This is a genomic window from Proteiniclasticum sp. C24MP (assembly GCF_043951855.1).
Lineage (GTDB): Bacteria > Bacillota > Clostridia > Clostridiales > Clostridiaceae > Proteiniclasticum.
In genome coordinates this window covers 43858-68131 of record NZ_JBINJW010000001.1, presented here as the reverse complement: position 1 = coordinate 68131, position 24274 = coordinate 43858, and the positions used below count along the sequence as shown (strand labels likewise).

General features: G+C 39.8%; 23 protein-coding genes. 22 read left to right on the top strand and 1 reads right to left on the bottom strand.

The features are described 5' to 3' along the window. Positions 1 to 24 precede the first annotated feature (24 nt). From ACHAL6_RS00325 to ACHAL6_RS00220, 22 genes are all read left to right on the top strand, one after another. Positions 25 to 1005 (top strand): FecCD family ABC transporter permease, encoded by a 981-nt coding sequence (locus tag ACHAL6_RS00325; protein ID WP_395268109.1) that lies wholly within the window; start codon positions 25 to 27, stop codon positions 1003 to 1005. Further along, positions 1002 to 1775 (top strand): ABC transporter ATP-binding protein, encoded by a 774-nt coding sequence (locus ACHAL6_RS00320; protein ID WP_395268108.1) that lies wholly within the window; start codon positions 1002 to 1004, stop codon positions 1773 to 1775. The genes ACHAL6_RS00325 and ACHAL6_RS00320 overlap by 4 nt, the downstream gene beginning before the upstream one ends. 86 nt (positions 1776 to 1861) lie before the next feature. Beyond that, the gene (locus ACHAL6_RS00315) at positions 1862 to 2653 is read left to right on the top strand and encodes an FAD binding domain-containing protein (RefSeq protein WP_395268107.1); all 792 of its coding nucleotides are present in this window, start codon (positions 1862 to 1864) and stop codon (positions 2651 to 2653) included. Next, positions 2643 to 3119 (top strand): (2Fe-2S)-binding protein, encoded by a 477-nt coding sequence (locus ACHAL6_RS00310; protein ID WP_395268106.1) that lies wholly within the window; start codon positions 2643 to 2645, stop codon positions 3117 to 3119. Before ACHAL6_RS00315 ends, ACHAL6_RS00310 begins: the two co-directional genes overlap by 11 nt. Further along, complete coding sequence (locus ACHAL6_RS00305) at positions 3103 to 5403, top strand: xanthine dehydrogenase family protein molybdopterin-binding subunit (protein WP_395268105.1); 2301 nt, start codon at positions 3103 to 3105, stop codon at positions 5401 to 5403. Before ACHAL6_RS00310 ends, ACHAL6_RS00305 begins: the two co-directional genes overlap by 17 nt. Positions 5404 to 5494: 91 nt before the next feature. Then, the gene (locus ACHAL6_RS00300) at positions 5495 to 6025 is read left to right on the top strand and encodes a nucleoside-triphosphatase (RefSeq protein WP_395268103.1); all 531 of its coding nucleotides are present in this window, start codon (positions 5495 to 5497) and stop codon (positions 6023 to 6025) included. Further along, positions 6022 to 6615, top strand: coding sequence for a nucleotidyltransferase family protein (locus ACHAL6_RS00295; protein WP_395268102.1), 594 nt, complete (start codon positions 6022 to 6024; stop codon positions 6613 to 6615). The genes ACHAL6_RS00300 and ACHAL6_RS00295 overlap by 4 nt, the downstream gene beginning before the upstream one ends. A 311-nt stretch (positions 6616 to 6926) precedes the next feature. After that, the gene (locus ACHAL6_RS00290) at positions 6927 to 7511 is read left to right on the top strand and encodes a hypothetical protein (protein WP_395268101.1); all 585 of its coding nucleotides are present in this window, start codon (positions 6927 to 6929) and stop codon (positions 7509 to 7511) included. Positions 7512 to 8062: 551 nt separating this feature from the next. Beyond that, positions 8063 to 8272, top strand: a complete 210-nt coding sequence (locus ACHAL6_RS00285; RefSeq protein WP_395268100.1) for a helix-turn-helix transcriptional regulator — start codon at positions 8063 to 8065, stop codon at positions 8270 to 8272. Beyond that, positions 8269 to 8676, top strand: a complete 408-nt coding sequence (locus ACHAL6_RS00280; RefSeq protein WP_395268099.1) for a hypothetical protein — start codon at positions 8269 to 8271, stop codon at positions 8674 to 8676. Before ACHAL6_RS00285 ends, ACHAL6_RS00280 begins: the two co-directional genes overlap by 4 nt. Positions 8677 to 8905: 229 nt before the next feature. Next, a complete protein-coding gene (locus ACHAL6_RS00275; RefSeq protein WP_395268098.1) occupies positions 8906 to 10405 on the top strand; it encodes a MerR family transcriptional regulator in 1500 nt (499 codons plus the stop codon). A 338-nt stretch (positions 10406 to 10743) separates the two neighbouring features. Then, positions 10744 to 11082 (top strand): hypothetical protein, encoded by a 339-nt coding sequence (locus tag ACHAL6_RS00270; RefSeq protein ID WP_395268097.1) that lies wholly within the window; start codon positions 10744 to 10746, stop codon positions 11080 to 11082. A 90-nt stretch (positions 11083 to 11172) separates the two neighbouring features. Beyond that, positions 11173 to 13311, top strand: coding sequence for a hypothetical protein (locus ACHAL6_RS00265; protein WP_395268096.1), 2139 nt, complete (start codon positions 11173 to 11175; stop codon positions 13309 to 13311). A gap of 2 nt (positions 13312 to 13313) precedes the next feature. Further along, positions 13314 to 13985, top strand: coding sequence for an ATP-binding cassette domain-containing protein (locus tag ACHAL6_RS00260; RefSeq protein ID WP_395268095.1), 672 nt, complete (start codon positions 13314 to 13316; stop codon positions 13983 to 13985). Between the two features lie 331 nt (positions 13986 to 14316). After that, positions 14317 to 14586, top strand: a complete 270-nt coding sequence (locus ACHAL6_RS00255) for a hypothetical protein (RefSeq protein ID WP_395268093.1) — start codon at positions 14317 to 14319, stop codon at positions 14584 to 14586. Positions 14587 to 14743: 157 nt separating this feature from the next. Next, positions 14744 to 16867 carry a DUF1430 domain-containing protein gene (locus tag ACHAL6_RS00250; RefSeq protein WP_395268092.1) on the top strand — a complete coding sequence of 708 codons (2124 nt, stop codon included), beginning with the start codon at positions 14744 to 14746 and terminating at the stop codon, positions 16865 to 16867. A gap of 2 nt (positions 16868 to 16869) precedes the next feature. Continuing rightward, the gene (locus ACHAL6_RS00245) at positions 16870 to 17541 is read left to right on the top strand and encodes an ATP-binding cassette domain-containing protein (protein WP_395268091.1); all 672 of its coding nucleotides are present in this window, start codon (positions 16870 to 16872) and stop codon (positions 17539 to 17541) included. Then, the gene (locus ACHAL6_RS00240; protein WP_395268090.1) at positions 17542 to 18486 is read left to right on the top strand and encodes an AAA family ATPase; all 945 of its coding nucleotides are present in this window, start codon (positions 17542 to 17544) and stop codon (positions 18484 to 18486) included. Further along, entirely contained in the window at positions 18486 to 19571 is a 1086-nt protein-coding gene (locus tag ACHAL6_RS00235; protein WP_395268089.1) for a DUF58 domain-containing protein, read from the top strand. Before ACHAL6_RS00240 ends, ACHAL6_RS00235 begins: the two co-directional genes overlap by 1 nt. After that, on the top strand, positions 19562 to 20752 hold the full coding sequence (locus ACHAL6_RS00230) for a hypothetical protein (RefSeq protein ID WP_395268088.1): 1191 nt from the start codon (positions 19562 to 19564) through the stop codon (positions 20750 to 20752). The genes ACHAL6_RS00235 and ACHAL6_RS00230 overlap by 10 nt, the downstream gene beginning before the upstream one ends. 323 nt (positions 20753 to 21075) lie before the next feature. Next, a complete protein-coding gene (locus ACHAL6_RS00225; protein WP_395268087.1) occupies positions 21076 to 23157 on the top strand; it encodes a hypothetical protein in 2082 nt (693 codons plus the stop codon). A gap of 2 nt (positions 23158 to 23159) precedes the next feature. Beyond that, complete coding sequence (locus ACHAL6_RS00220; RefSeq protein ID WP_207600681.1) at positions 23160 to 23804, top strand: ATP-binding cassette domain-containing protein; 645 nt, start codon at positions 23160 to 23162, stop codon at positions 23802 to 23804. A 69-nt stretch (positions 23805 to 23873) separates the two neighbouring features. Here the strand turns inward: ACHAL6_RS00220 and ACHAL6_RS00215 are convergent, their stop codons facing one another. Then, the gene (locus ACHAL6_RS00215; RefSeq protein WP_312654480.1) at positions 23874 to 24251 is read right to left on the bottom strand and encodes a hypothetical protein; all 378 of its coding nucleotides are present in this window, start codon (positions 24249 to 24251) and stop codon (positions 23874 to 23876) included. Between the last annotated feature and the right edge of the window lie 23 nt (positions 24252 to 24274).

Genomic DNA, 24274 nt, shown 5'->3' with positions numbered 1-24274 from the left:
GAAAGTATGAGGAGGGAAATGACCATGGGGAAAAAGCTTAACAATACTGTGTTTTTTCTTCTTGTTTGCACGGTTTCCCTCCTGTTTCTTTCTCTGGAAGTAGGCAAGTATGACGTGTCTTTGACGCGCATGATCTCAGGAAAGATAACGGATCCTCTGGACTACAAAGTGTTTTATCAGTTAAGACTGCCCAGAACCCTTATGGCGCTCTATGCAGGGTTTGCCCTATCTTTGGTGGGTGCTTTGATGCAGACGATCTTTAAAAATCCACTGGCTTCTCCTGATATTATGGGGGTCTCTAGTGGAGCCGGTGCGGGAGCAGCGTTAGGAATCATTTTAGGTGGTGGGGGCTTTCTTACAGTGACCTCCGGTGCTTTAGTAGGCGCTCTTTTGGCCATTAGCCTGGCAGTATATCTTACTCGAGGCAGATTCAGCCGCCAGCTGGCCTCCTTTGTGGTGGCGGGAGTGGCGGTGAATGCACTCGCCCAGTCCGTTCTCATGCTGATGAAACTCATGGCAGACCCTGAAAATCAGCTGTCTTCCATTGAATTCTGGCTTATGGGAGGCCTTGGGGCAGTCACCTTGGAAAAAGTGTATCTTGGCCTACTTGGAAGTCTCCCGGCGTTAATCCTGCTTCTCTTCCTAGGAAGACAAGTAGGAATCTTATCCTTGTCTGATGGAGAAGCGGAAGCTCTGGGTGTAAACCTGAAAATAATCCGGCCTTTGATATTGTTTTTATCTGCACTGGTGGTGGCATCCTTAATCTCCATTACTGGAATCATTTCCTTCATCGGCCTGGTTGCACCACACCTGGCGAGGCTGATTCTTAAAACCAACAACCGGATCACCTGGATCATCGCAGGACTCATTGGCGGGAATCTTCTATTGGTATCGGATGTTCTAGCGAGAACCTTAACCTACGCGGAGATCCCCGTCAGTATTCTTACATCTCTTATTGGGGCACCCATACTGATCATGCTGATGAGAGGGAAGGGGAAATTATGAGGAAGCTGAGCTTAGAGAATTTTCAATGCGGATATGACCACTGGCAAACAAAAAAAATCAATATGGATCTTGACCCTGGTGAACTGGTGGCTTTAGTGGGGAAGAACGGGTCGGGTAAAAGCACCTTGGTGAAAGGGATGATGTCTCTTCTGAAATCAGAAGGGAAAAAGTCATTGGGGGATATGGATTTAAGTCTGAAAACCACGAAGGAAATGGCGAAGTATATCAGCTTTATGCCTCAGACCTTCAGGGTGACTTATCCCACCTCTGTGGAGGATATTATTCTCATGGGATTTAATCCGGATATGGGGATTTTTGAAAACTACAGTAAGAAGATGAAAGATCGAGTTCGCAGGGAGTTGGATGATTTCGGTCTGCTGGAGTACATTCACAGGGACTTCACATCATTAAGTGAAGGAGAAAAGCAAAAGGTGAGACTGATTCGTTCTCTCATTAGAGAAACGCCCGTGCTTCTATTAGATGAACCAGAGAGTACACTGGATTTCATGGTTCGCCATGAGATGATGGAGCTGGTCCTGACGGAAACCAGAAAGCGAAATTGCATATCCCTTCTAGTGATCCATGATCCCAATTTAGCTTTACGCTATGCAGATCGTATCTGTTTGTTCAAAGAGGGGCAGGTGGTGTCCACGATCAATGTTCATAGGGAGCAGAAAGAGTCCATAGAAGAAAAGATGAGACAGGTCTATGGAGAAGTGGAACTGATTGCGTCTTCTCAGGGAAGACTGCTGGTTGATAAAAAAGACTAGTTGAGAAGAAATCAGCATTGCAGGTGTTGTTAGAAGTTAAGATTACAAGCGGATTAGCGAAAACCGGGAAGAAAGGAAGAGAAACTATGTTTACGATAAAAAATCATATTATGGTAAAAAGCCTAGATGAAGCCTATAAACTAATACAAGAAAGAGGCAGTGTGATTTTAGGTGGAATCATGTGGCTGAAAATGGGGAACAGAAAGATTGAAAATGCCATCGATCTTTCAGCTCTGTCTATAGATCGTATTGATGAAGATGAAAAGTCCTTTACCATTGGAGCCATGACTTCTTTAAGAGAGGTGGAAGTCCATGAAGGATTGAACAGTTATTTTGACGGTTATCTCGCCAAGGCAGTACAAGGAATCGTGGGCGTTCAGTTTCGAAACGGTGCTACCATGGGTGGGTCTGTGGCCTCAAAGCTGGGATTCTCCGATGTGATCACATCATTGCTTGCCTTAAACACTGAGCTGGAGTTTGCTCATGAAGGTAGGCTACCGCTGAAAGACTACTTGGAAATGAAACCGATCAAAGATGTCCTGGTCCGAATTATCATCAAAAAGGACGGTCGAAAAGCGGCTTATGAAACTGTGAGAAAAAGTGCGACAGATTTTCCGATTCTAGCAAGTGCGGTCTCCTACAACGACGGATTATGGTCGGTTGTACTGGGTGCAAGGCCGGGAGTTGCGAAGAGAATGGATTTTATGGGCGGAGCTCATCTTCCTGAACAAGAGATGGAAGAGATGTTAAACAAGATGATGGAAGAGATGACCTTTGGTACTAATTACTTAGGCAGTCAGGAGTACCGAAGCATGCTTGCAAAAGTGCTGACAAAAAGAAATGTAGAGAAGATTTCAGGAGGTTATCATGGAAATTAATATGTGGATCAATGGAAAAGAATTTCATGGAGAGGTGGCACCAGATACGCTGCTCATTGATTTTGTTCGATCTAAAGGTAACTTCAGTGTAAAAAGAGGATGCGAAACCTCCAACTGTGGATTATGCACCGTACCGCTTGAAGGAAAACCCGTCCTTTCCTGCTCTACACTTGTGGCACGAGCTGATGGAAAACATGTAATCACCCTGGAGGGGATTCAAAAGGAAGCGGTGCAAATCGGGGGTTTCATAGCAGATGAGGGAGCAGAACAGTGTGGTTTCTGCAGCCCAGGATTGATTATGAATATGTATGCCATGAAAAACGAGCTGAACAGTCCAAATGATGAAGAAATCAGGAATTACCTCTCTGGCAATCTTTGTCGTTGTACAGGATATATGGGGCATATGAGAGCGATTCGTAGCTATCTGGAGTCCGCTGAGGAGGTAAATCATGAAGACCGTAAATAAGAGTATACGCAAGAAAGATGCGATTCCACTAATTACTGGTAAACCGGTTTTTACGGATGATATTACACCAGAACATTTTCTTACAGTAAAGCTTCTGAGAAGTCCCCATGCTCATGCGAGAGTCTTAAGTGTTTCTAAAGAAGAGGCGATGAAAGTAGACGGAATCGAATGCATCTTAACCCATGAAGAAGCACCAAAAACAAGATTTACCACTGCGGGACAGAGTTATCCTGAACTGAGTCCTTATGACAGGCTCATTTTAGATCCTCTGATTCGTAGTGTGGGAGACCCGGTAGCGATCATCGCTGGATGGGATGAAAAATCCGTTGCTGAAGCCATGGCGCTGATTCAAGTAGAGTATGAAGTGCTTACTCCTTTGCTTGATTTCAGAACAGCCATAGATAGTGATATTATCGTTCATCCAGAAGAAGATTTCCGCTCTTTGGTGGATGTAGGTGCTGACCCAAAGAGAAATATTTGTGCAACGAATTCAGCAGTACTGGGGGATGTGGAGAAGGAACTGGCAGACAGTGCCTATGTGGTATCGGAGAAATATCATACACTGTCGAATAACCAGGCTATGATGGAGACCTTTAGAACACACACCAGTATGGATCCTTACGGTAGACTTGTGGTGACAACGTCAACGCAGGTTCCCTTTCATGTAAGAAGAATTCTATCTACGGCGCTTGAAATTCCTAAATCCAATATTAGAGTCATCAAGCCGAGAATCGGTGGAGGATTTGGAGCGAAACAGACTATAGTCAGTGAGATTTATCCTGCTCTTGTGACCAAGGTCACAGGAAAACCTGCTAAGCTCATCTTCACCAGAGAAGAAAGCATGACTTGTGGACGACCTCGCCATGAGAGTGAGATTACTGTTCGCTTAGGCGCAGATGAGGAAGGGAATATTAAAGTTATTCATATGCATTCTCTGTGGAATGCGGGTGCATACGGAGACCATGGCCCCACCACGGTAGGGCTATCAGGTCATAAGGCTATGACGATATATAATAAAATCAAAGCTTCGAGATTTGACTATGATGTGGTATATACGAATACCATGGCAGGAGGAGCTTTCAGAGGATATGGTGCAACCCAGGGGTTCTTTGCGCTGGAATCAGCAGTCAATGAACTGGCTGCCAAGATGAATATGGACCCGACTGTTCTTCGGATGAAGAATATGCTGGATAAAAATCAGGTCGGAAACACGATGCCTACCTACTACAATGAAATTCTAGGGAGCTGTCACCTGGACAACTGCCTCACGAAAGCAAAAGAGATGATCGACTGGGATAATAAATTCCCGGCTAGAGATATGGGCGATAATAAAGTGCGAAGCGTAGGCTGCGCTGTGGCCATGCAGGGGTCGGGCATCTCCAATGTGGATGTGGGCGCTGTGGAGATCAGGCTTAACGATGATGGTTTCTATACGCTATTGATTGGCGCGTCAGATATGGGGACTGGTTGTGACACGATCTTAGCCCAAATGGCAGCGGAATCATTGGATTGCGACGTAGACAATGTCGTGGTTCATGGCGTAGATACAGATCTCTCACCCTATGATACAGGGTCCTATGCGTCTAGTACCACCTATATCACCGGTATGGCTGTGGTGAAGACCTGCGAGAAACTACGGGTTAAAATTCTTCAAGAGGGGGCAAGACTTCTGGATCTGCCTGTGGAAGAAGTTGAATTTGATGGAGAAAAGGTATTCTCACGAGAACACATCAAAGAAGTTTCGTTACTTGATATTGGGAACAGTTCCTTGGTAGGAACTAATCAGTACCTGACTGCCAGTGAGTCTCACTTTTCAGCTACCAGTCCTCCACCTTTCATGGCTGGTCTTGTAGAAATTGAAGTGGATACACAAACGGGTCAAATTGATTTGATTGACTATGTGGCGGTGGTGGACTGCGGCACTCCAATCAATCCGAACCTCGCTAGAATCCAGGTAGAAGGGGGCATTGTCCAGGGCATAGGGATGGCCTTATACGAGGATGTTACTTATGACAAGAAGGGCAGACTCATACAGGACTCTTTCATGAAGTACAAGATTCCGTCCAGATTAGATGTGGGGAATATACGTGTGGAATTTGAGAGCAGCTATGAACCTTCAGGACCTTTTGGAGCGAAATCCATTGGAGAAATTGTCATTAATACGCCTTCACCTGCCATAGCAAATGCCGTGTATCATGCAACTAAAGTCAATGTGCGCAGCCTGCCAATCACCAGTGAGAAGGTGGCGATGAGTATGCTGGAAAATGAGTTAAATCCTTCATAAGAAACGTTCAAGTACACCCCGATTTTCAGGCATCATGTCCTATCGTCGGGGTGTTTAAAGCATAAAGAGTGACATAGGGGAGGAAGAGACCATGCTGATGATGGTGACAGGTTTGCCGGGTGCTGGTAAATCTACATTGTGCCAGAAAATATTGACTGCTCTACACTGGAAAGCAGGAGGGTTTTGCACGCTTCCAGTGATTCATGAGGGAAAAAGAATAGGGTTTGATATGTTTCCAGTGGAAAAAGGGAAGAGAATCACCCCTGGTATTCCTATGGCCAGGTTTAAGGGAAATGGAGAACTTGTAATCGATCAGGATGCCTTTAGTTTAGTTGGTGTGCGAGCCATAGAGAGAAGTATAAAGCATAAGAGTGATTGCATCTTGATGGACGAGATCGGAAGGTTTGAAAAAGACAACAGGGCTTTTCTTAATACTGTATGGGCCGCAGTTGTGCAAAAAGAGATTCCAGTGCTGGTAGTCCTGAAAAAGGAAGACCTAACGTTTAATTTGAAAGTATGGAACTTAGAAGAGGGGCTCCATATAGATCTGGATTTGCTGGACAGAGAAGAGGCTTATAATAGGGCTCTGAATTATTTTGCGAGGGGGAGGAGGAAGCCATGAAAAGGTATTTAAGAATCATCGTCATGGCTTCGGGATTGAGCAGACGTTTCGGAGAGAACAAACTTCTTGTGGACATAGATGGAAAACCAATGGTTCATCATGTGCTGGAGAATGTCTCTGCTTTTCTTAGGAAGCATCCAGATAAAGGGACAGGAATCGTTGTATCTTCCTATGATGAAATCCTAGACACGGGAAAGCGTTTAGGGCTAAGGTGTGTTCATAATTTGCATTCTGAAAAGGGACAGTCTGAGTCCATCAAACTTGGATTACTGCTTCCTTTAGATGCTGCAGATGAAAAAAGAGAGGCTGCAGTTTTCTTAACCGCGGATCAGCCATGGATGGAGCAAGAGACTTTAGAGAGATTTCTGCTAGAGGCAGCGGAGACGGAAGCGGGTTTTCTCTGTGCGATTAATAACAACATTTCCCAGAGTCCTGTTAGTTTTGACGAAAAGTATTATCCGGAATTACTGAAGCTTCAAGGTGACCAAGGTGGTAAGAGGATTATGAATCAATACCTGGAAGATGTTTCTTATATGGAGATCGACAAAAAAGAACTTAAAGATGTGGATCTGCCTCAAGATATGGGATAGATGCCGGGCGATGCAAAACAAAAAAGGAATCAATTACTGCATACACCGTGCCATATCTATCGGCGTAAAATAATACTGCCTTTCTCTGAATAATAAGGAGGAGAAAAGCAGTATTATTTTTCATGTTATTAATAAAAATGTACAACCAAAACAATATGTATAGAATACTTTATAGTTACTATGAATGAATAGAATAAGAAGTTTTGCTATGTTACAATATTTATAGGATAATTGATATCCTATATGGTAAGATAATTGTAGTATGAGGAATGCATTATAATCAGAAATACTGCTACGGAAGGATGGTAATAATGAAAAAATATACAAAAATAATTATAATTATAATGATGCTATTTATATCATTGTTTGCAACACAATATCTAATGAAATCCCAAAAAGAGTTACCAATTCAATACGTAAGCGGCATGAATGTTATAAATATAGAGAACCCTAAGGAAGTAGTGGGGTTTGGAGATTATGTATTTGTTGCTCGCATTGATGAAGAAATCAAAAACGTGCATAGCAGTGCTGAAGACCTTGACCCTGGAATCCCGATGACTACATATTCTATTACAGTTATTGATAATTTGAAAGGGAAAATAAAGAAAAATACACCTGTAGAACTTAGTAAGATTGGTGGAATATCATCCTCAAGTAATATGGTGACCCTGCTCGAAGGTGATACAATGCTTGAAGAAGATAAATATTACATCCTAGTTGCTGCAGGAAATGATGATGGCTCTATAGTACAGGCGGCTGCAACAGGAGCGGTCAAGTTAGATGTTACAAGTGAAGAAGAAATAGTGTCATCACAAGCATACAAAGATTATGAAAAATACATTGAAGAAGAAGTGGAATATCAAAGACCAAGATTTAAATCAATGTACGAAGAATAACATATTTTCATATGATATCTACCGTTCTGCCTATATATGTGACCAGAAGTCCCGGGAGTTTATATCTATAAATCCTGAAATCCATTGTGAACGCTGGATTTCAGGATTTATTTTGCTTGCAATTACTTCTAAATAGTAAGTGGTTAATAAAGCACGGATTTAAGCGCTTTATCTACTGTGAGATTCTCCTCAGAAAAAGAGGGTTTTAGCGAAATTAAGAAAATATAGCGCTCAAATTTACGGACTGTAAAGTGTAAAGTAAAAGAAGTGAGACCTAAGAGGGAGTTGTGGTCAGAGTTGTCTCTGTCTATATCTGATAGTATAAGATCTAATCGGAGAGGAATATCTTTCATGAATAGACCTTTTATTATTGACATAAACTACAAGTAAATTTCTTTTCAATATGAGGCATATTTTATGGAGCAAAAGAGATAAAGAGTAAGAGTAAGAGTAAGATTCTATTTCTAATACGTAAAGATATCTTTACATAAAACGTATTTCTTGATAGAATGAGTGTAAAGATATCTTTACGTTAAAGGGGGGGTGTACAGTTGGTAGTAATCAATAACATAAAACAAATCCGAACCAATAAAGGGATTACTCAGATAAAAATGGCTGAAGACTTACAAGTAACCCGTCAAACCATAAATGCTATAGAGAAGAATAAATACAACCCAAGCTTAGAGTTAGCCCTGAAACTAGTTAGATATTTTGAACTACCCATTGAAGAGATATTTATTTTGGAGGATGATGAAGAATGAAAAAACAGACTAAAAAGAAACAAAAGTATATGCCGTATTTGATAATTGGGGGTACATTCTTTGGCTTCGTTATTGGATCTATATTAATCTCTTTATATGAGGGTGAATTTAGATATGATGGACTGATTGGAGGAGGGTTATCTTGTTTGATCCTTACAGTCATTGTTGTTATTAAGCAAAAGCGTAAAAACAACAATATTCCAGAAGTGGATGAAAGAGTAAAAAACAACACGATAAGATTCTTTTTTTATGTCTCACAGATATTTTTAGGAATTCTATTTTTATCTTTGGGTCTGATTAGCCTTACGGGAGTAGAATCTATCCGACTGATTTATTTATGGATATTCTTTTTCTCTTACATAGCTGTTGCTGGAATTGGAAGTCTTATTGTAAGAAAAGTATAGCTGGAATTCATAAATTTAGAACTGTAATTTTTATGATTTTATCAGAATGATCGCGAAAAATAAGTCAAAGAGGCTCAGTGCCAAAGCAATCGGTAATCACACGCCGTTACTTATGGTGGGGTTCACCGGACCACATCCTTCGGCGTAAACATTGCACTTTGTAATAATTCAGCTTAGTACTTATGATACAATATAACTGATATAGAACATTAAATATGATTGGAAGTTATTGAAAATACACTTCGCTTTGTCTGAAAGAATTGCTGATGGAGGATGGTCTATTTTGAAAGTTAAAGAGGTAGAAATTCGCTCCGGTATGGATCGTTCTAATATCCGTTTTTATGAGAGAGAAGGATTTATAAATCCCGAACGATTAGAGAATGGATATCGGGAATATACCGAAGATGATTTAAATAAATTAGTATGGATCAAGCTTCTTAGAAGCCTGCAGATTTCACTAGATGAGGTGAAAAGTCTGCTTTCAGACGAAAAGTCACTTCTAGAAGTGCTTAAGGAACAGGTCTCTGATCTGGAGGAGACAAAAGGAGATATTCTCTATGCTCAGCAGATCTGTGAGAAAATCAGACAAAGCGGAAGTCATATCAGTGAGCTGAACCCGTATGAGTATCTGGAACTTTTAGAAAAGAAAGAAGTAGTCTCTAAGCATGATTATTTTACGGTGAAGAAGGACCGGTTACCGCAAGTATTTCTTCCCTGGACCCGTTTTTTTGCAAGAAGCTTAGACCTAGCCTTATATGTTCTTTTATGGGGGAGCATACAGGTATTTTATCTGCATGTTCCACTGGTGAATAAGAGCATACGGGGTCTAATTCTAGACGTTTTGATGATAGTATTTTTTATGATGATCTTTGAGCCGATCTTGATTGCTATAACTGGAACCACCATTGGGAAGTCAGTATTTGGATTAAAAATTAAGACCTTTGAGATGACGAAGCTATCTTATGGGGATGCGTTGAGAAGAACGTATCTTGTTCTTGTGGACGGGATGGGTCTCTTGATACCCATCTATTCGATGATCAGACTCTTCAAAAGCTATAAGTTATGCAGCGACGAGGAGGTCCTTCAGTGGGATGAAGGTCTTGCCTATGATCTTAAAGACAATAATAAACTTCGTTATCTCGCTGCAGGAGGAGTATCAATACTTGTTCTACTGCTGTTTATTCTGACATTTAAAGCACAGGTATTTCCACCTCATAGAGGAAATCTGACGCTGAAAGAATACACGGAGAATTTCCAGTATTATCAGAAGCTGCTTGGTGTTGATTTTTCAGGGTATACTTTGAGTGATACAGGACAATGGACAGAACCATCAGATAAAGAACCCGATCTTCTCATTGGATATGTGGAAAGCCCTATGATGCTTTATTCATTTAAAGATGGAATCGTAGATACGGTTTCTTTCCATATAAACATTCAGAACAAAAGGCAGACACTATATACGTATAATAACCATATGCTGGTTAGCTATCTTTCGATGGCAGGTGCCCAAGAGACTATCGGGCTGTTTTTCAATAAGATGGAAGAGATTACGACTGTAGTTTCCAAAGACGCCTCTGAAGGATTCTCCCATATCATAAATAATGTCAGTGCATCCTCAGAAGTAGAACTGGTAGGATATCAAAACACCTCACCACAGTATGTGGTACCTCTTGATGATGCAAAAGAGTATATCTACAAGGTCAATTTTTCTGTTAAAAAGAATGATTAAGTTTTGGTTTATCCCTACAGTGTTTTATCTGTAGGGATTTTTTTATTTTCCAATGAGCAAGTATAGGGATACCTAAGCAATTTTCCTTTTACTTTATAGAGCCATGCAATTTAAGTCTTATTTAGACCAGTTTCATATAAAACATGATAAAACACAAAGAACCTGTTGACTGTGCACCGAGTGCATGGTTTATAGTAGGTCCAAAGTAGAGAAATAGAATGTCATCAAAATACTATTTGAAGGTTCTCTGATAATCTATTATCTCTACTATATGAGAGGTGATCATATAGATAATAAATGAATCATTGGTGTTGCACACTTTTACAGGGAGGTTTGAAATGAAAAAGTATGAAAGAATGATATTCACAATGTTGTTGCTGATGTTCTCACAAACTGTAGCGTATGGGTACAATTATATCGGACACGGTGTTACTAATACACAATATGGATTTGTAAATGCCTATGACACAAGCAACAGGATATACACATCGTATACTTTAGAAAATATGAATGCTTCAGGTGTTGCAGCTGTAAGAAATGAAGCGGATACATTTTGGGTTGTGAAGAATGTATATAGCTCTCTTAATCCTTCAGATTATCCTAAAGTGGTTATAGCCGATCGTTCTAAGAATGGGAATCATTACCATGCTTTCAGGGAGCAAATTATTACTAAGTAGTTTGAATTTCACTAGGAAAGAAACTTTATCTTAATGAATGGGTTTCTTTCCCAGTGAAATATCTTGACTATCACAAGGGAGGGAATGAACATGAAGCGCTTTACTTATATCTTCATCCTTTTATATACGTTTATTTTGACGCTAGGGATTGTAAATTCATTCAACGAAAGTTACTTCAACCGTCTTCAGTTTTTGCCAGTTGAGTTTAAGAACCAAACTGAAAAAGATTCTCTTGTACTAAATCTATATCTGAAGGAGAATGATCTGTCTGAAAACGATGCTATGAAAAGACTTCTTCATCTTGCTAAAGAGAATAAGCTCGAAGTGATGGTAACCCTTGAACATAAGGATATCTTAGGACGAAGCGTGAAGAGTACATACATATACTCAGATGAATTCAGATTAAATAATGTTTCATACCTTGAAAAGGAGATTGATATCAACTTTTCGGATGATAAACAAAAGGGGTACATCAGTTCTGACCCACTGGATGACAAAAAAATTGGTGGGATTCGTTTTCTGTCATCGAAATATACCAGAGGTAAAGAGTATCCAGTTTTGAGATTTCTTCCGATGCACAGTTTTGATGAGAATAACGAAGCATCTGTAAATTTTTTTGCACCCACTATTGTTTATGACAAAGAGGAAGTAACGAAAAATAATCTGATTAAGAAAATTCAAGAAGAGTATCCATTTTTAAATCCAATGGAAATATATGAATCAGAACAATTTTCAGAGGATATGGAGATGGAAACAGCTTCCTTAACAGATTATCTACCATCTATTATGCTGCTCATCATTCTTTTGACAGCGACGAGTCATGTGAATGGCAGTATCAAAGAAATCAGTATCCGAAAACTTCAAGGCAATTCGTCAAAAATTATATTCATGAGAATTATGACGTCCTATATTCGCTTTATCGTCCTTTATTACATCATCGGGACAGTATTTTCTTATTTTATTCTTGGAGGAGATTTCAGCAGTATTTCATTGAATATTATCCGACCTGTGATTGGAAACATGAGAAACTTTATTTTGATTCTGATCATTTTCATGATGCTGACCTATGGATACATCTATTACATCGGAAATTTCGTAGCATTGAAAAGAAGCAAATCTCGTATGACCACAGTGTATATGAATCTACTTCTTAAAATGATACTGATCATCCTCATTCTGGCACCACTGGCACAAGAAATACAAAGCGGAGCGGATGCTCTGCAAAGAGTTTATCACTATACAAAAGCATCAGAAGATTACGAAGGGAAGTATATGGTGAATTTAGCCACTTCCTTGGACTTCTATGTGGATCCAGAGGATGACAGGCAGAGTGATTTCCAAAAGTTATTATTTAATGAGTTTATTTTGAATAATGAAGGGTTCTATGCAGATTTCTCATCTGCTTACTGGCCTCCTCAAGCGGTGGAGGGATTTCTCGCAGGTGGTTTAGAGGCTCCATATCCAAGTGTTTCTGCAGATTACAATTTTTTGAGGAAGTATAAGATCAGGGATGAAGAAGGGAAGGAAATAGATCTTTCTAGTATCAAAGAAAACACTGTTTTCATTCCGATGAATCTTAAAGATGTGAAGCATCAGATCTACAATCAGACCTACAATCAGATTACACATAGTGTTCCTAATGTGATGTATGTTTCTTTTGACAAGCCATTTCTGCATCCTGATGTGGGAAGCGACAACCTATTCGTAGAAGACCCTGTGGTGAATTACATAGTGGAATACGTAAGAGGGGTGAATGTAACGTACACCAATGCTTTATATTCCTCTCAGACTAAACTTCGGAATATTTTGGATCAAAGTGCGTTTAAAGATTTCTTCCAGGTTGAAGCCTATGAGCCAATTTATGAGTTTTATTTAAATGGTTATTGGGAAACCTTTATGGAGTCGATATTTTTTCTTCTGATGTTCTCCTTGATTCCCTTGATTTTCCTGTATCAGAGTCTGTCATTTCATTTGAGCGAAACAAAGAAGGAAATCGCAGTCAAGTACAGTATGGGATCTTCCTTCATCAAGAGATACAGAGAGATTATATTTCTTCATCTATTGCCCTACGGAGTCTTGATTTTTACCGTGGCCACTTCTCTTAAAATACCCAAAGCCATAGGTGTACAAATGATACTTTACTATATAGTTCTAGATTTGATGTTCATGATGATAATTCTTAGAAAGTTTGAGCGAAAATCGGTGGCGGAAATTCTAAAAGGAGAATAAGTATGGAGAATATTATAGAAATCAGAAACCTGAAAAAAGGATTCAATGATCTTGTCATCTTTGATGAGTATAATCTGGACATTAGAAGAAACAGCTTTACAGTCATCAGTGGGGCATCGGGCTCAGGTAAATCCACACTGCTGAACATGATAGGACTCCTGGACGGTGAAGATGGAGGAACCATTGTAAGGTTTGGCAAGAAAGGAGTAAAGCCTTTTACAAAAGCTTCCGAAATTATCCTGAGTGAAAAAATCGGATATCTCTTTCAGAACTTTGCCCTCATTGATCACAAGTCTGTTCGTTATAACATGGAGATTGCTCTAGAAAATGTCAAATCGGATCAGAAGGGAGAGCTTATCTCGAAAGCTTTGAAAGAAGTAGGTCTGGAAGGGTTTGAAGAGAAGATGATCTACAAGTGCTCTGGCGGAGAGCAGCAGAGAATTGCTTTGGCAAGGCTGATGCTGAAACCCTGTGAACTGATCCTAGCAGATGAGCCCACGGGAAGCCTCGATCATGGCAATAAGATGATCATTCTGGAAGTGCTTAAGAGGCTGCATGGAGAAGGGAAGACCATTCTCATTGTCACCCATGATGAGGAGCTTATGAGTATGGGAGATCCCCATGTAAGACTGGAGAATCTTCATGAAGATACTGCGATGAGGAGGGGAAATTAGTTGGAAAATATAAAGAAACTCAAGGAATTGGCATTTGTTTTCCTGGATTTTTTTTGGGTGATACAGGACAATGGCCAGAACCATTCGTCAATAACATAAAAAAATGTTGACTGTATACTGAGTGCATAGTATAAGGTGGTTTTTAAGAAGGATTCAAATCATGTTTATGTATTTCCACAAGGTGCAGACATCAAGAAGAGGTGTCAACAGAGTCTGCAGGTTTTCTGCAATCTAATTCTTCACTTCAAAAAATATCGGAGGTGATAATTAATGAGACAAATAAACTGATAAAAACTCATCGATTGAATTAATAATTATATGGAAGTTTGAAGTGAAAAAAATCGCAGTTTTATTCCTGACCTTACTCGTAACAGCTCAAGTGACCGCATATGGATATACGATAGTAACGCATGGTATAAGAGATACGTCCTATGGGTATGTGAATGCTAATGACGATTCCGAACGTGCATATACAGTGTTTGTCTTAGAAAACATGAATGCAGGCGGAGTCGTGCAGTGGGAAGCAGCAGTAACAGCAGCTGGGTTACAAAAAGTGTTGCTGGAACACTTAATCCTGGAAATTATCCAATGCCCGCAATGATTTCAATCAATAAAACCACAGGTCATCAGCATGGTTTTAGAGAGTCAATAATTGCTCGATAAAATAGTGATTCCAAACGAACTCTATGGAGTGCAAAAAGACATGGAGTTCGTTCCTGATTAGCCTAGAATTTCCTAAAAGAAAAAAGGAGAATAGCATGAAAAAATTCGCCTATGTATTTATCTTTCTTTATGGATTTATTGTAACCTTTGGCATATTCAATGATTTCAATGAAAGATACTTCACGAGTATGGACAATACAATTCTGGAGTATCATGACTGGACGGATAAGAACGGTGTGATCATCAATCTGTATTTGCAGGAACAAGGCGTGTCCGTTCACGAAGTAACGGATAAACTACTTGAAATGGGGAAAAGCACCTCTCTAGAGATCATGATGAGTCTTAATCATGATGACATTTATCAAAGAAAAGTTCAAAGTCTTTATATTTATTCAGATGAATTTAAGTTTGAAGATTTCTTCTATCTGGAGAAAGGAACTCATGTGGATTTTGGACACCTTGCAAACGATCAGTATATAAGTTCCGATTCTATAAATGATGAAAAAACTGACAGCATCAAATTTCTGTCTGACAAGTACATTATGGGAAACACCTATCCTGTACTTAATTTTATGCCGCTTCATACGGCTGGAAAACACAATGAGGGAGAAGTAAATTTTGTTGGAATCTCTTTTTTCTTTGATAACTCGATGAGTATGGCAGAAATGAAGGCGATGATTCTTGATGCTTTTCCATTCATGTACGAGGTAGATATCTATGATTTAAACAGTCCTATAGAAGAAGAAGTTGAAGATAAGCCGGTGAAGCTTACGGAATTCCTGGCGCCCATCCTCTTACTTGTTATTCTACTTAGTGCCACAAGCTATATTAATGCCAATATGAAAGAAGTAAGCGTAAGAAAGATGCATGGAAATCAAAGTACTGTGATTTTTAAAAGACTTATGAGAAGTTTCATTCTGTTTTCCATCCTCTCCTATAAAATTAGTATTCTTTTCTCGTATTTCATTTTAGGTGGAGATTTCACGCTCATTTCGCTTAATGTAGTGAAACCCATGGCCATGAATCTTCTGATGTTTACTGGAGTAATCTTGATTTTTGCAATCCTCAGTTATCTCTATGTGAGATATGTTGCTTCTTATGTTGCACTAAAGAGAAGTATTGTGAATATGAAAATGGTGTATGGAAACATAATTATAAAAACAGTACTTCTTCTTATTGTACTGACGCCACTGGTTCATGAGATTTCTACAGGTGTTGAAGCGTTTCGCAAAATATACCATTATGGTTCCCGCACAGAAGAACATTACAATTATAACCTGTTTACAAACCAGTCTATGATGACTTCTCTGCCAGGAGAGATTGGAGAGAATCTAAACATGAATCAGATCCTGTTTGAGGAGATGATTCTAAGGGGAAAAGGCATGTATGCGGACTTTTCACATGCTCACCTGGATCGGCAGATGATTGAATTTTATGAAACCATAGGTATGGAGATTCCTTATCCAAGCATCATCGTAGATTATCAGTATCTGAAAGAATATTCCATCAGAAATGAAGACGGAGAAGTTCTGAATCTATCTCAAATCACTGAGAACACTGTCTTCGTGCCTCTTCATCTCAAAGGAGAGATATTTCAAACCTATACTGGGCTAGATCAGAATGGAAAGAATACCTACTATGTCAATTATGAGGGTGGATTTTTAGCCCCCGATATTTCATGGCCGAAAATACTAATAGAAAACCCGGTGGTGTATTTTATCACTAAGTATCGAAGCGAGATTCAACCCGTATATAGGAGTGCCTTTTATTCTTCGTATGATGATCTTTCTTTAGTACTTTCAAAGTACCAGATGGAAGCCTATTTTAATATTGAAAATTATGTGATCAAGCATAACTATTATCTAGAGAGTTACATGAAAGAGTTCATCACCGCCATGGGATATCTGATGCTTTTTACCATCATCCCAATGATTTTTCTGTATCAGGGATTGTCCTTTCACTTTAACGAAAGAAGGAAAGAAATTGCACTGAAATACAGCATGGGGAGCAGCTTCCTCAGTAGATACAGAGAAATGATTCTGATGCACCTTTTACCTTATTTTGCGATTCTATTGACCGTCTGGACCACGACGAATGACAACAAGGCATTAGCCACCAAACTGGCTCTTTACTTTATAGTCATAGACCTACTGTTTATGAGCTGGATTGTCAGAAGGTTTGAGAAAAAGTCTATTTCTTTAGTATTGAAAGGAGAATAAGTATGGAGAATATTATAGAAATCAGAAACCTGAAAAAAGGATTCAATGATCTTGTCATCTTTGATGAGTATGATCTGGACATCAGAAGAAACAGCTTTACAGTCATCAGTGGGGCATCAGGTTCAGGTAAATCCACACTGCTGAACATGATAGGGTTATTGGACCGAGAAGATGGTGGAACCATCGTAAGATTTGGCAAGAAAGGGTTAAAGCCTTTTACAAAAGCATCCGAAATCCTTCTGAGAGAAAAAATCGGATATCTCTTTCAGAACTTTGCACTCATTGATCATAAGTCTGTTCGTTATAACCTGGAGATTGCTCTTGAAAATGTCAAATCGGATCAGAAGGGAGAGCTTATCTCGAAAGCTTTGAAAGAGGTTGGTCTGGAAGGGTTTGAAGAGAAGATGATCTACAAGTGCTCTGGCGGAGAGCAGCAGAGAATTGCTTTGGCAAGGCTGATGCTGAAGCCCTGTGAGCTGATCCTAGCAGATGAGCCCACGGGAAGCCTCGATCATGGCAATAAGATGATCATCCTGGAAGTGCTTAAGAGGCTGCATGGTGAAGGGAAGACCATTCTCATTGTCACCCATGATGAGGAGCTTATGAGTATGGGAGATCCCCATGTAAGACTGGAGAATCTTCATGAAGATGCTGCGATGAGGAGGGGAAATTAGTTGGAAAATATAAAGAAACTCAAGGAAACTGTGGTTCAGAACGTAAGAAAGGGAATCATCGGAAAAGATCCGGTGATTGAGCTTCTTCTGATTGCTTTTCTATCAGAAGGACATATTCTATTGGAAGATCTGCCTGGTATGGGAAAAACCATGCTGGTTCGGTCTTTCTCCAAAACCCTGGATTTGCCATTTAAGAGAATTCAGTTCACACCGGATCTTCTTCCAGGCGATATAACAGGAGTCAGTTTTTATAATCAGAAAGAAAGAGAATTTGAGTTCAGAGAAGGTCCACTCTTCTCTCATGTCATTCTGGCGGATGAGATCAATCGGGCAACACCAAGGACACAATCGGCTCTTTTAGAGGCCATGGAGGAACGACAGATTACGGTGGACGGTGAGACAAGAATGCTGGATAGGCCTTTTATGGTGCTGGCCACCCAGAATCCAATAGAATCCTATGGTACCTTTCCGTTACCTGAAGCTCAGATGGATCGTTTTCTCATGAGACTTTCCATGGGCTATCCTTCAAAGGAAGAAGAAAGAAGGATTCTTCTCAATACTCTGGAGGATGTCTTTGATACCATCCATGCGGTTTTTGAGAAACAAGAACTCCTCAGCTATATCGAGGAGATGAAGAAAGTCAGAGCCAAAAAGGATGTGATGGATTATCTCCTGGATCTTGTGGAGAAAACGAGAGATCACGACAAGATTAGTGTTGGCGTTAGTCCCAGAGGTTCCATAGCTCTTTTTAGAGCCTCTCAAGCCAAGGCAGCGGTAGAGGGGAGATCCTTTATGCTCCCGGAAGATATTCAGTATATGGCACCATTTGTACTGAATCACAGGATTTCATCGGGGATGGGGCAGTCTCTTGAAGAGAGTATGGAGATCATTTCTGAGATTGTAAAAGAGACAAAAGTTCCGCTGGAAGATCTGGAGGCGCTCTGATGCTGTGGGCATTTTTCGGCATGCTCATTGCCATCATCGTTCTGAATGAAGTGCTGTTTTATTATGGGGACAAGAAGCTTTCCTACGGGGTACAGACGGATAAGAATGTGTATGAAATTGGAGAGGAGATTACCCTTACACCGGTGATTGAAAACAGAAAAATCCTTTCCATTCCTTTCCTAAACGTGACGGAATACTATGGAGAGAAGTTTTCAGAAAGTCAAAATACGTATCATCTTTTTGTCATGCCTTTGCAGAGGATTACGCTGGAACATAAAATCTATGGAAAAAAACGAGGACTTCACACCTTCGATGGAGCTCAGCTCAAGATGACAGATCTTCTGGGATTCCATAATAAATTTCTGGAGAAAGCCATAAACCAGGAAGTGGTCATTCTTCCAAGGAAAGAGGAGCTAAGGGAACTCATTCTGCCTTTTGACAGTCTTCATGGCGCGGTTTCTGTGAAAAGGTGGATTGTGGATGATCCTCTGATGCTTAGAGGCGTAAGAGAATATACGGGAAGAGAGTCCCAGAGATATATTCACTGGCCTTCTTCATTAAAACACCATCGTATTCTAGTGAAGAAGTTTGATTTTACTGCAGATCAGAGCGCCATGGTCTTTCTCAGCATGGAAAGCAGCAAGCCTTACTGGAAAGATCCCGATGTGGAAGCATTAGAGGAAAGCATCATCACAGCCAGAGCTGTACTGGAGGAGCTTATGAAGGAAAAGATCCCTGCAGGCTTCTCCAGTAATGGATACAATGCTAAAACAGACAATGGGGGAGTCAGTTTTCCACCTGGACTTTCTCCGAAGAATCTTGAAAAGTATACGATGCTTTTAGGGAAAATGGGAGGCATGGTATCGGATAGCCTGGAAAACAGCTTAAAGAAGCTTTCCAGAAACAGAAGCTCATTTCAGGTGGTGGTGCTGATTGTGCCAAAAGTTCTGAAGGAGCATGTGTTGCCCATAAATGAGTTTTCAAAAAACGGTAAACTCGTGCTCATTGCCATGAGGGAAGACCATCTTACAGAAATATCCAGAAATGTCAGGATTTATAAAGGGAGGGATTTTTTGTGCAGCTGATGATACTTGAAGTTTTGTCTTTTGTTTCCCTTTACCTGATGATGCTACTTGTTTTCTTTCAGGTGGAAGTAGTTTGGAGTATTCCCATCTATCTCTACAGTGCTCTGGTTCTGCTTTTCTTTCAAGGGAAGTGTGAAAAGAGAAACTGGAAGACCACAGTTCTGCTGGGGGTTTCACTTTCTCTGCCAATGCTTCTTTATTTTACCTTGGAGAGAGTTCTTTTTACGCTTCTATTTGCTATAGGATGTATGTACTACTATGAGAAATTTATGGGAAGACTGGAGATGGAAGAGCGCGCAAGCAGGTTTAAAGTGTATTACAGCATCATGACAGTTCTTGTTTTTGCAGGCATTCTCGTAAAGCCAGTTCAGGAGAAAATGTTAAGTATACTTCCGTTTATGATGTTCTACCTGTTTTCGGAAATTCTTTTAAGTGTAACTTTAAGGCAATCCGCTTATGGAACTACATCGAAGAAAAATAACAGACGAATCTATGTTTTCTTCATTTTAGCCATGGTGCTTTCCCTTATCATCAGTGTTGAAGGGATCCGAATACAGCTTCTTTATGGCGCTAGTATCATCTTCGGTTTATTACAGAAGGCACTGTTCTTTCTTCTCTATCCGTTACTGTATGTGGGTCTATGGATTTTCACAGCTTCTGGCAGAAGACTAATGGAGGTTTTCAGTGACAGTTATGTAGAACAGGAAATACCCGGCGCATCCCCGGGCATAGGGGAAAAGATCAAGATGGCTCAGAACAGTGACCTATGGGGATTTGTTTTAGGTGCTGGATTGTTAGTGGTAATTATGGTTATTGGTTACTTTGTATATAAGAAACGAAGAGTGGATAACTACAGTAGAAGACCTCTCAATGAAAAAAGAGAATATCTGATCTCAAAAGAGACTCTTTTTAACAGAAAAAAAAGAGACCGATTTCCTTCAGGATATAACGAACAGATCAGGTACTACTACAGAAAATACCTTCGAAAACTAAAAAAGAGCAGAATGCTTGAAGTGAGTGATACATCCCAGAGCATCAGCATAAAAGGTGATGGAGTTACTCAAAATAACGATGAAATTAGAGATCTCTATATTCAGTTCAGATACGGTGGAGAGTCTGCGGACAGAAATTCGGTGGATTTCATGAAGAAATTCACATTCAAACCTTTAAAGAAGGATTGAAAGAGGAGGTGTTATTTTAGTGATATGTGATATATGAGAAATCAACATCCATTGTAATTCGAGTTAATTCTTTTATGATATCTAACAACAAATAACGGCGTAAATCATATAAGCTTTGAGACTCATATTAAGAACATGCAAATTGAAATAATAAGTAGATTTGAAGAATGGTAAGTTTTCAATATTTTAAATATTCGAATTTAGTGTTGAACTACAATAATATTAATGCTAATATATATATATATATATATATATTGATAATATTAGGAAAGGTATAGTTGGAAAAATATAGGGATTCTATTTTTTAAGGTAAGGAGTGTTTTATGAAGAAAATCAGCTATTTTCTCGTCATACAGTTGGCGATTGCGACCACTTACCTGATTGTCACAACCTTCAATGTCAGATATACATTTAACCTGGAAAATTTTTTGCATCCCGACTTTGATGACCAGAGCACATATAGTTTCATGTTTGATGAGAGTATGTTCACTGCCGTTTCATCGGAAGAGTTTATGGAAACGATAAAAAATAGTTCAGATGAGAACGAAGTGACCTTTCGTGTGATTGTAGGTTATTCTGACGAGGTGAACAGAAATGTCATGGAGAACTATATCTATTCTTCTTCAGTGGAGATAGAAGATCTCTTTTATACTCAAAACGGTAGTAGAATTTCCTGGAGTGACAGCAGTGAGTCCACTTTTTATTCAACCAATAAGGAGGATTCCTCAGCAGTGACGATACAGATGCTCGATGAGAGCTACGCATCAGGGCTCCTATATCCTCTATTATATTTCCGTCCTCTTCATCAGATTTATGAAAGTCCGCAAAAAGATCCTTATTATGTGGTTTATTTCTATGGGGAAGGTAGCGATATCAGAAAAGTCCGAGACGAAGTAGTTGATACCCATGGGCAGATCCAGGCTTCACAATTTCTCAAGGTGGACGGCAAGACGTTTATGCCTGACGACTCTATTCGTCAAGGCACCTACCTCTCCGCAGGGATTGCGCTGATTCTTCTCATCATTCTTATTGGCATCATCAATCAGCACCTCAAGGAAGTGAGCGTAAGAAAAATGATGGGACATTCCGATGTGCGGATACAGTGGCGTCTTTTAGGGATATTTTTCCTGTCACTTCTACTTGTTTATGTAATTACACTAGGAATAGCGTACTGGATTTTTGTGGGCGATGCGGGAAGCATCGGTACGGCTATTTATAAAGGTCAGCTTATGATTTTAGCATATTTTGCTGCAGGTCTACTGGCCGTGTTTGCAGGTTCCTACGTCTATATCAGATATATTTCCTCTGCCATGTATCTCAAGAGAAAATCCACATACAAGATGCTTCTCTATGGAAACCTTTCAGTGAAGATCCTGATCTTTATACTGGTCATCACCCCACTTCTGACGAAGCTGGAAAGTGGATATCGCTCCTTCAGAGATGTAAACTACAGGGAGAGAAAACACGATGCTGATCTATATAGATACAATGTGAGTCTCGACATTCCAATGTCAGATTTTGATCGAATCATGAAAATGTTTGGAGATGCATTTGAGATTTCAGAAAAAGAGAATGCGGTACTCGCTGATTTCAGTGATGCAGACTTGAGTCTGTTTGAAGAATTTGATGTGGAGCTTGCACCGAATACGGTATCCTCAATCGTGGTCAATACAGAGTATCTAAAGGACTACAAGATTCTTCGTGAAGATGGAACTGCTCTTGATCTGGAGACCTTACAGGGGAATACCATGCTGGTTCCACTTGAACTGAAGGGAAAACCTTTTATAACCATATCTCAGAAGGAATATCCAAAAGTTTATGTAGAATTCCAGGACTCTTTCTATAATCCGGATATCAGTAAAAGAGATCACTTTAAAGTGAACGATCCCATTGTATTCTATATGAAGGAATATGATGCTTCCGGCATGCAGACGCTTTATGGAGCTGTCTATTATAGTGATCTGGAAGGGCTTAGAGAGTCCTTTGACGAAGCTGGTTATGGAGACGCTCTGCGGGTAACGGATCTTCGTCCGGTATATGATTTCTACATGGGTGAGTATAAGCAGGAAGCACTGGAAAGTCTCTATATTTTCGCACTATATCTTTCGGTGGTTCTGATTCTTCTTTATGAAATCATTTATCTTCAACTGGAAGAGAAAAGGCAGCTGATTTCGATTCAGTATCTGCTTGGAAAGTCCTATGGTGAGCGTTACAGGAATCTCTACCTGATGAGTCTTGTGTCCTATGCAGTACTGATCCCATACAGTCTGATCTTGCTGAAAGTATCAACAGTCAGTTTGCTAGTGCTATTCAGTATCCTGATTCTTCTGGAAATGATTCTGGTATCAGGTCTGATCAAACGTTTTGAATCAGCGGATATGGTGAAAACCATAAAAGGGGCGTAGTTATGGAAAATGTAATTTCAATTCAGGGATTAGAAAAGAATTTCGGTAAAAAGACGGTCTTTTCCAGGTTCAACCTAGAAATTCCAGAAGGCAGTTTTACGGTGATTTCTGGCGCTTCAGGATCTGGAAAGTCCACGCTTCTCAATATCATCGGGTTACTGGAGAAGAAAGACAAAGGCGAAATGGTGCACTTTGGACAGAAGAATATCAAGCCCTTTTCAACAAAAGCGACGAATCTTCTGAAGGATAAAATCGGTTACCTTTTTCAGAACTATGCTTTAGTCGATAATGCCACAGTAGAGTATAACCTGAAGCTTGCCATGGAAGGTCATGACACGAGCAAAGAAAATAACCGAGTAAAGGAAGTTCTGGAGGTAGTGGGACTCGCCGGATTTGAAAAGAAGAAAGTATATCAGTGTTCTGGAGGAGAGCAGCAGAGAGTGGCCATTGCAAGGCTGATGTTGAAGCCCTGTGAACTGATTCTGGCCGATGAACCTACAGGAAGCCTAGATCATGAGAATAAAATGAAAGTTGTAGATCTCTTGAAGGGATTTCAAAGAGCAGGTAAGACAGTGGTTCTTGTAACTCATGATGAGGATCTGATGCACTTAGGAGAACCTCTCATACGGATTGATCAAGTACCATAAAATAAGGCGAAATAAAAATCCATCTTTAAGGCTATAAAATGTCTTAAGGTGGATTTTTCGTTAAAACAATTAAATTCTACCGATACCGGCTAAATCAAAATACACATTTCTCGCTCTAAAGGGACCGGGATTAGTCATTTGCAGTTTGAATTTTTCAAAATCGCTGATTCTTTTTGAATGATAGTAGGGGACTTCGAACCGAAGTATATTACTTCTAAGCCATTCAGGAACGGCTATCTTGTGAATCTGAAGATTGTAGTCGATAAGGGCTGCGACTTTTGTCAAAAAGTTCAGTTCATCTTCACTGCAAAGTGATAAGTCCACAGGAATGAAAAGACTGTCTATGAAGTCTTTGTTTTTGTATTTAAGTAGTTCAAGAAGCTGATTTAAACTTGCATCAATATCCGGGTAATCATATAATTGCTGTAAATATTTATTTCCAATCATAACCCAAATCCTCTCCTAAATAC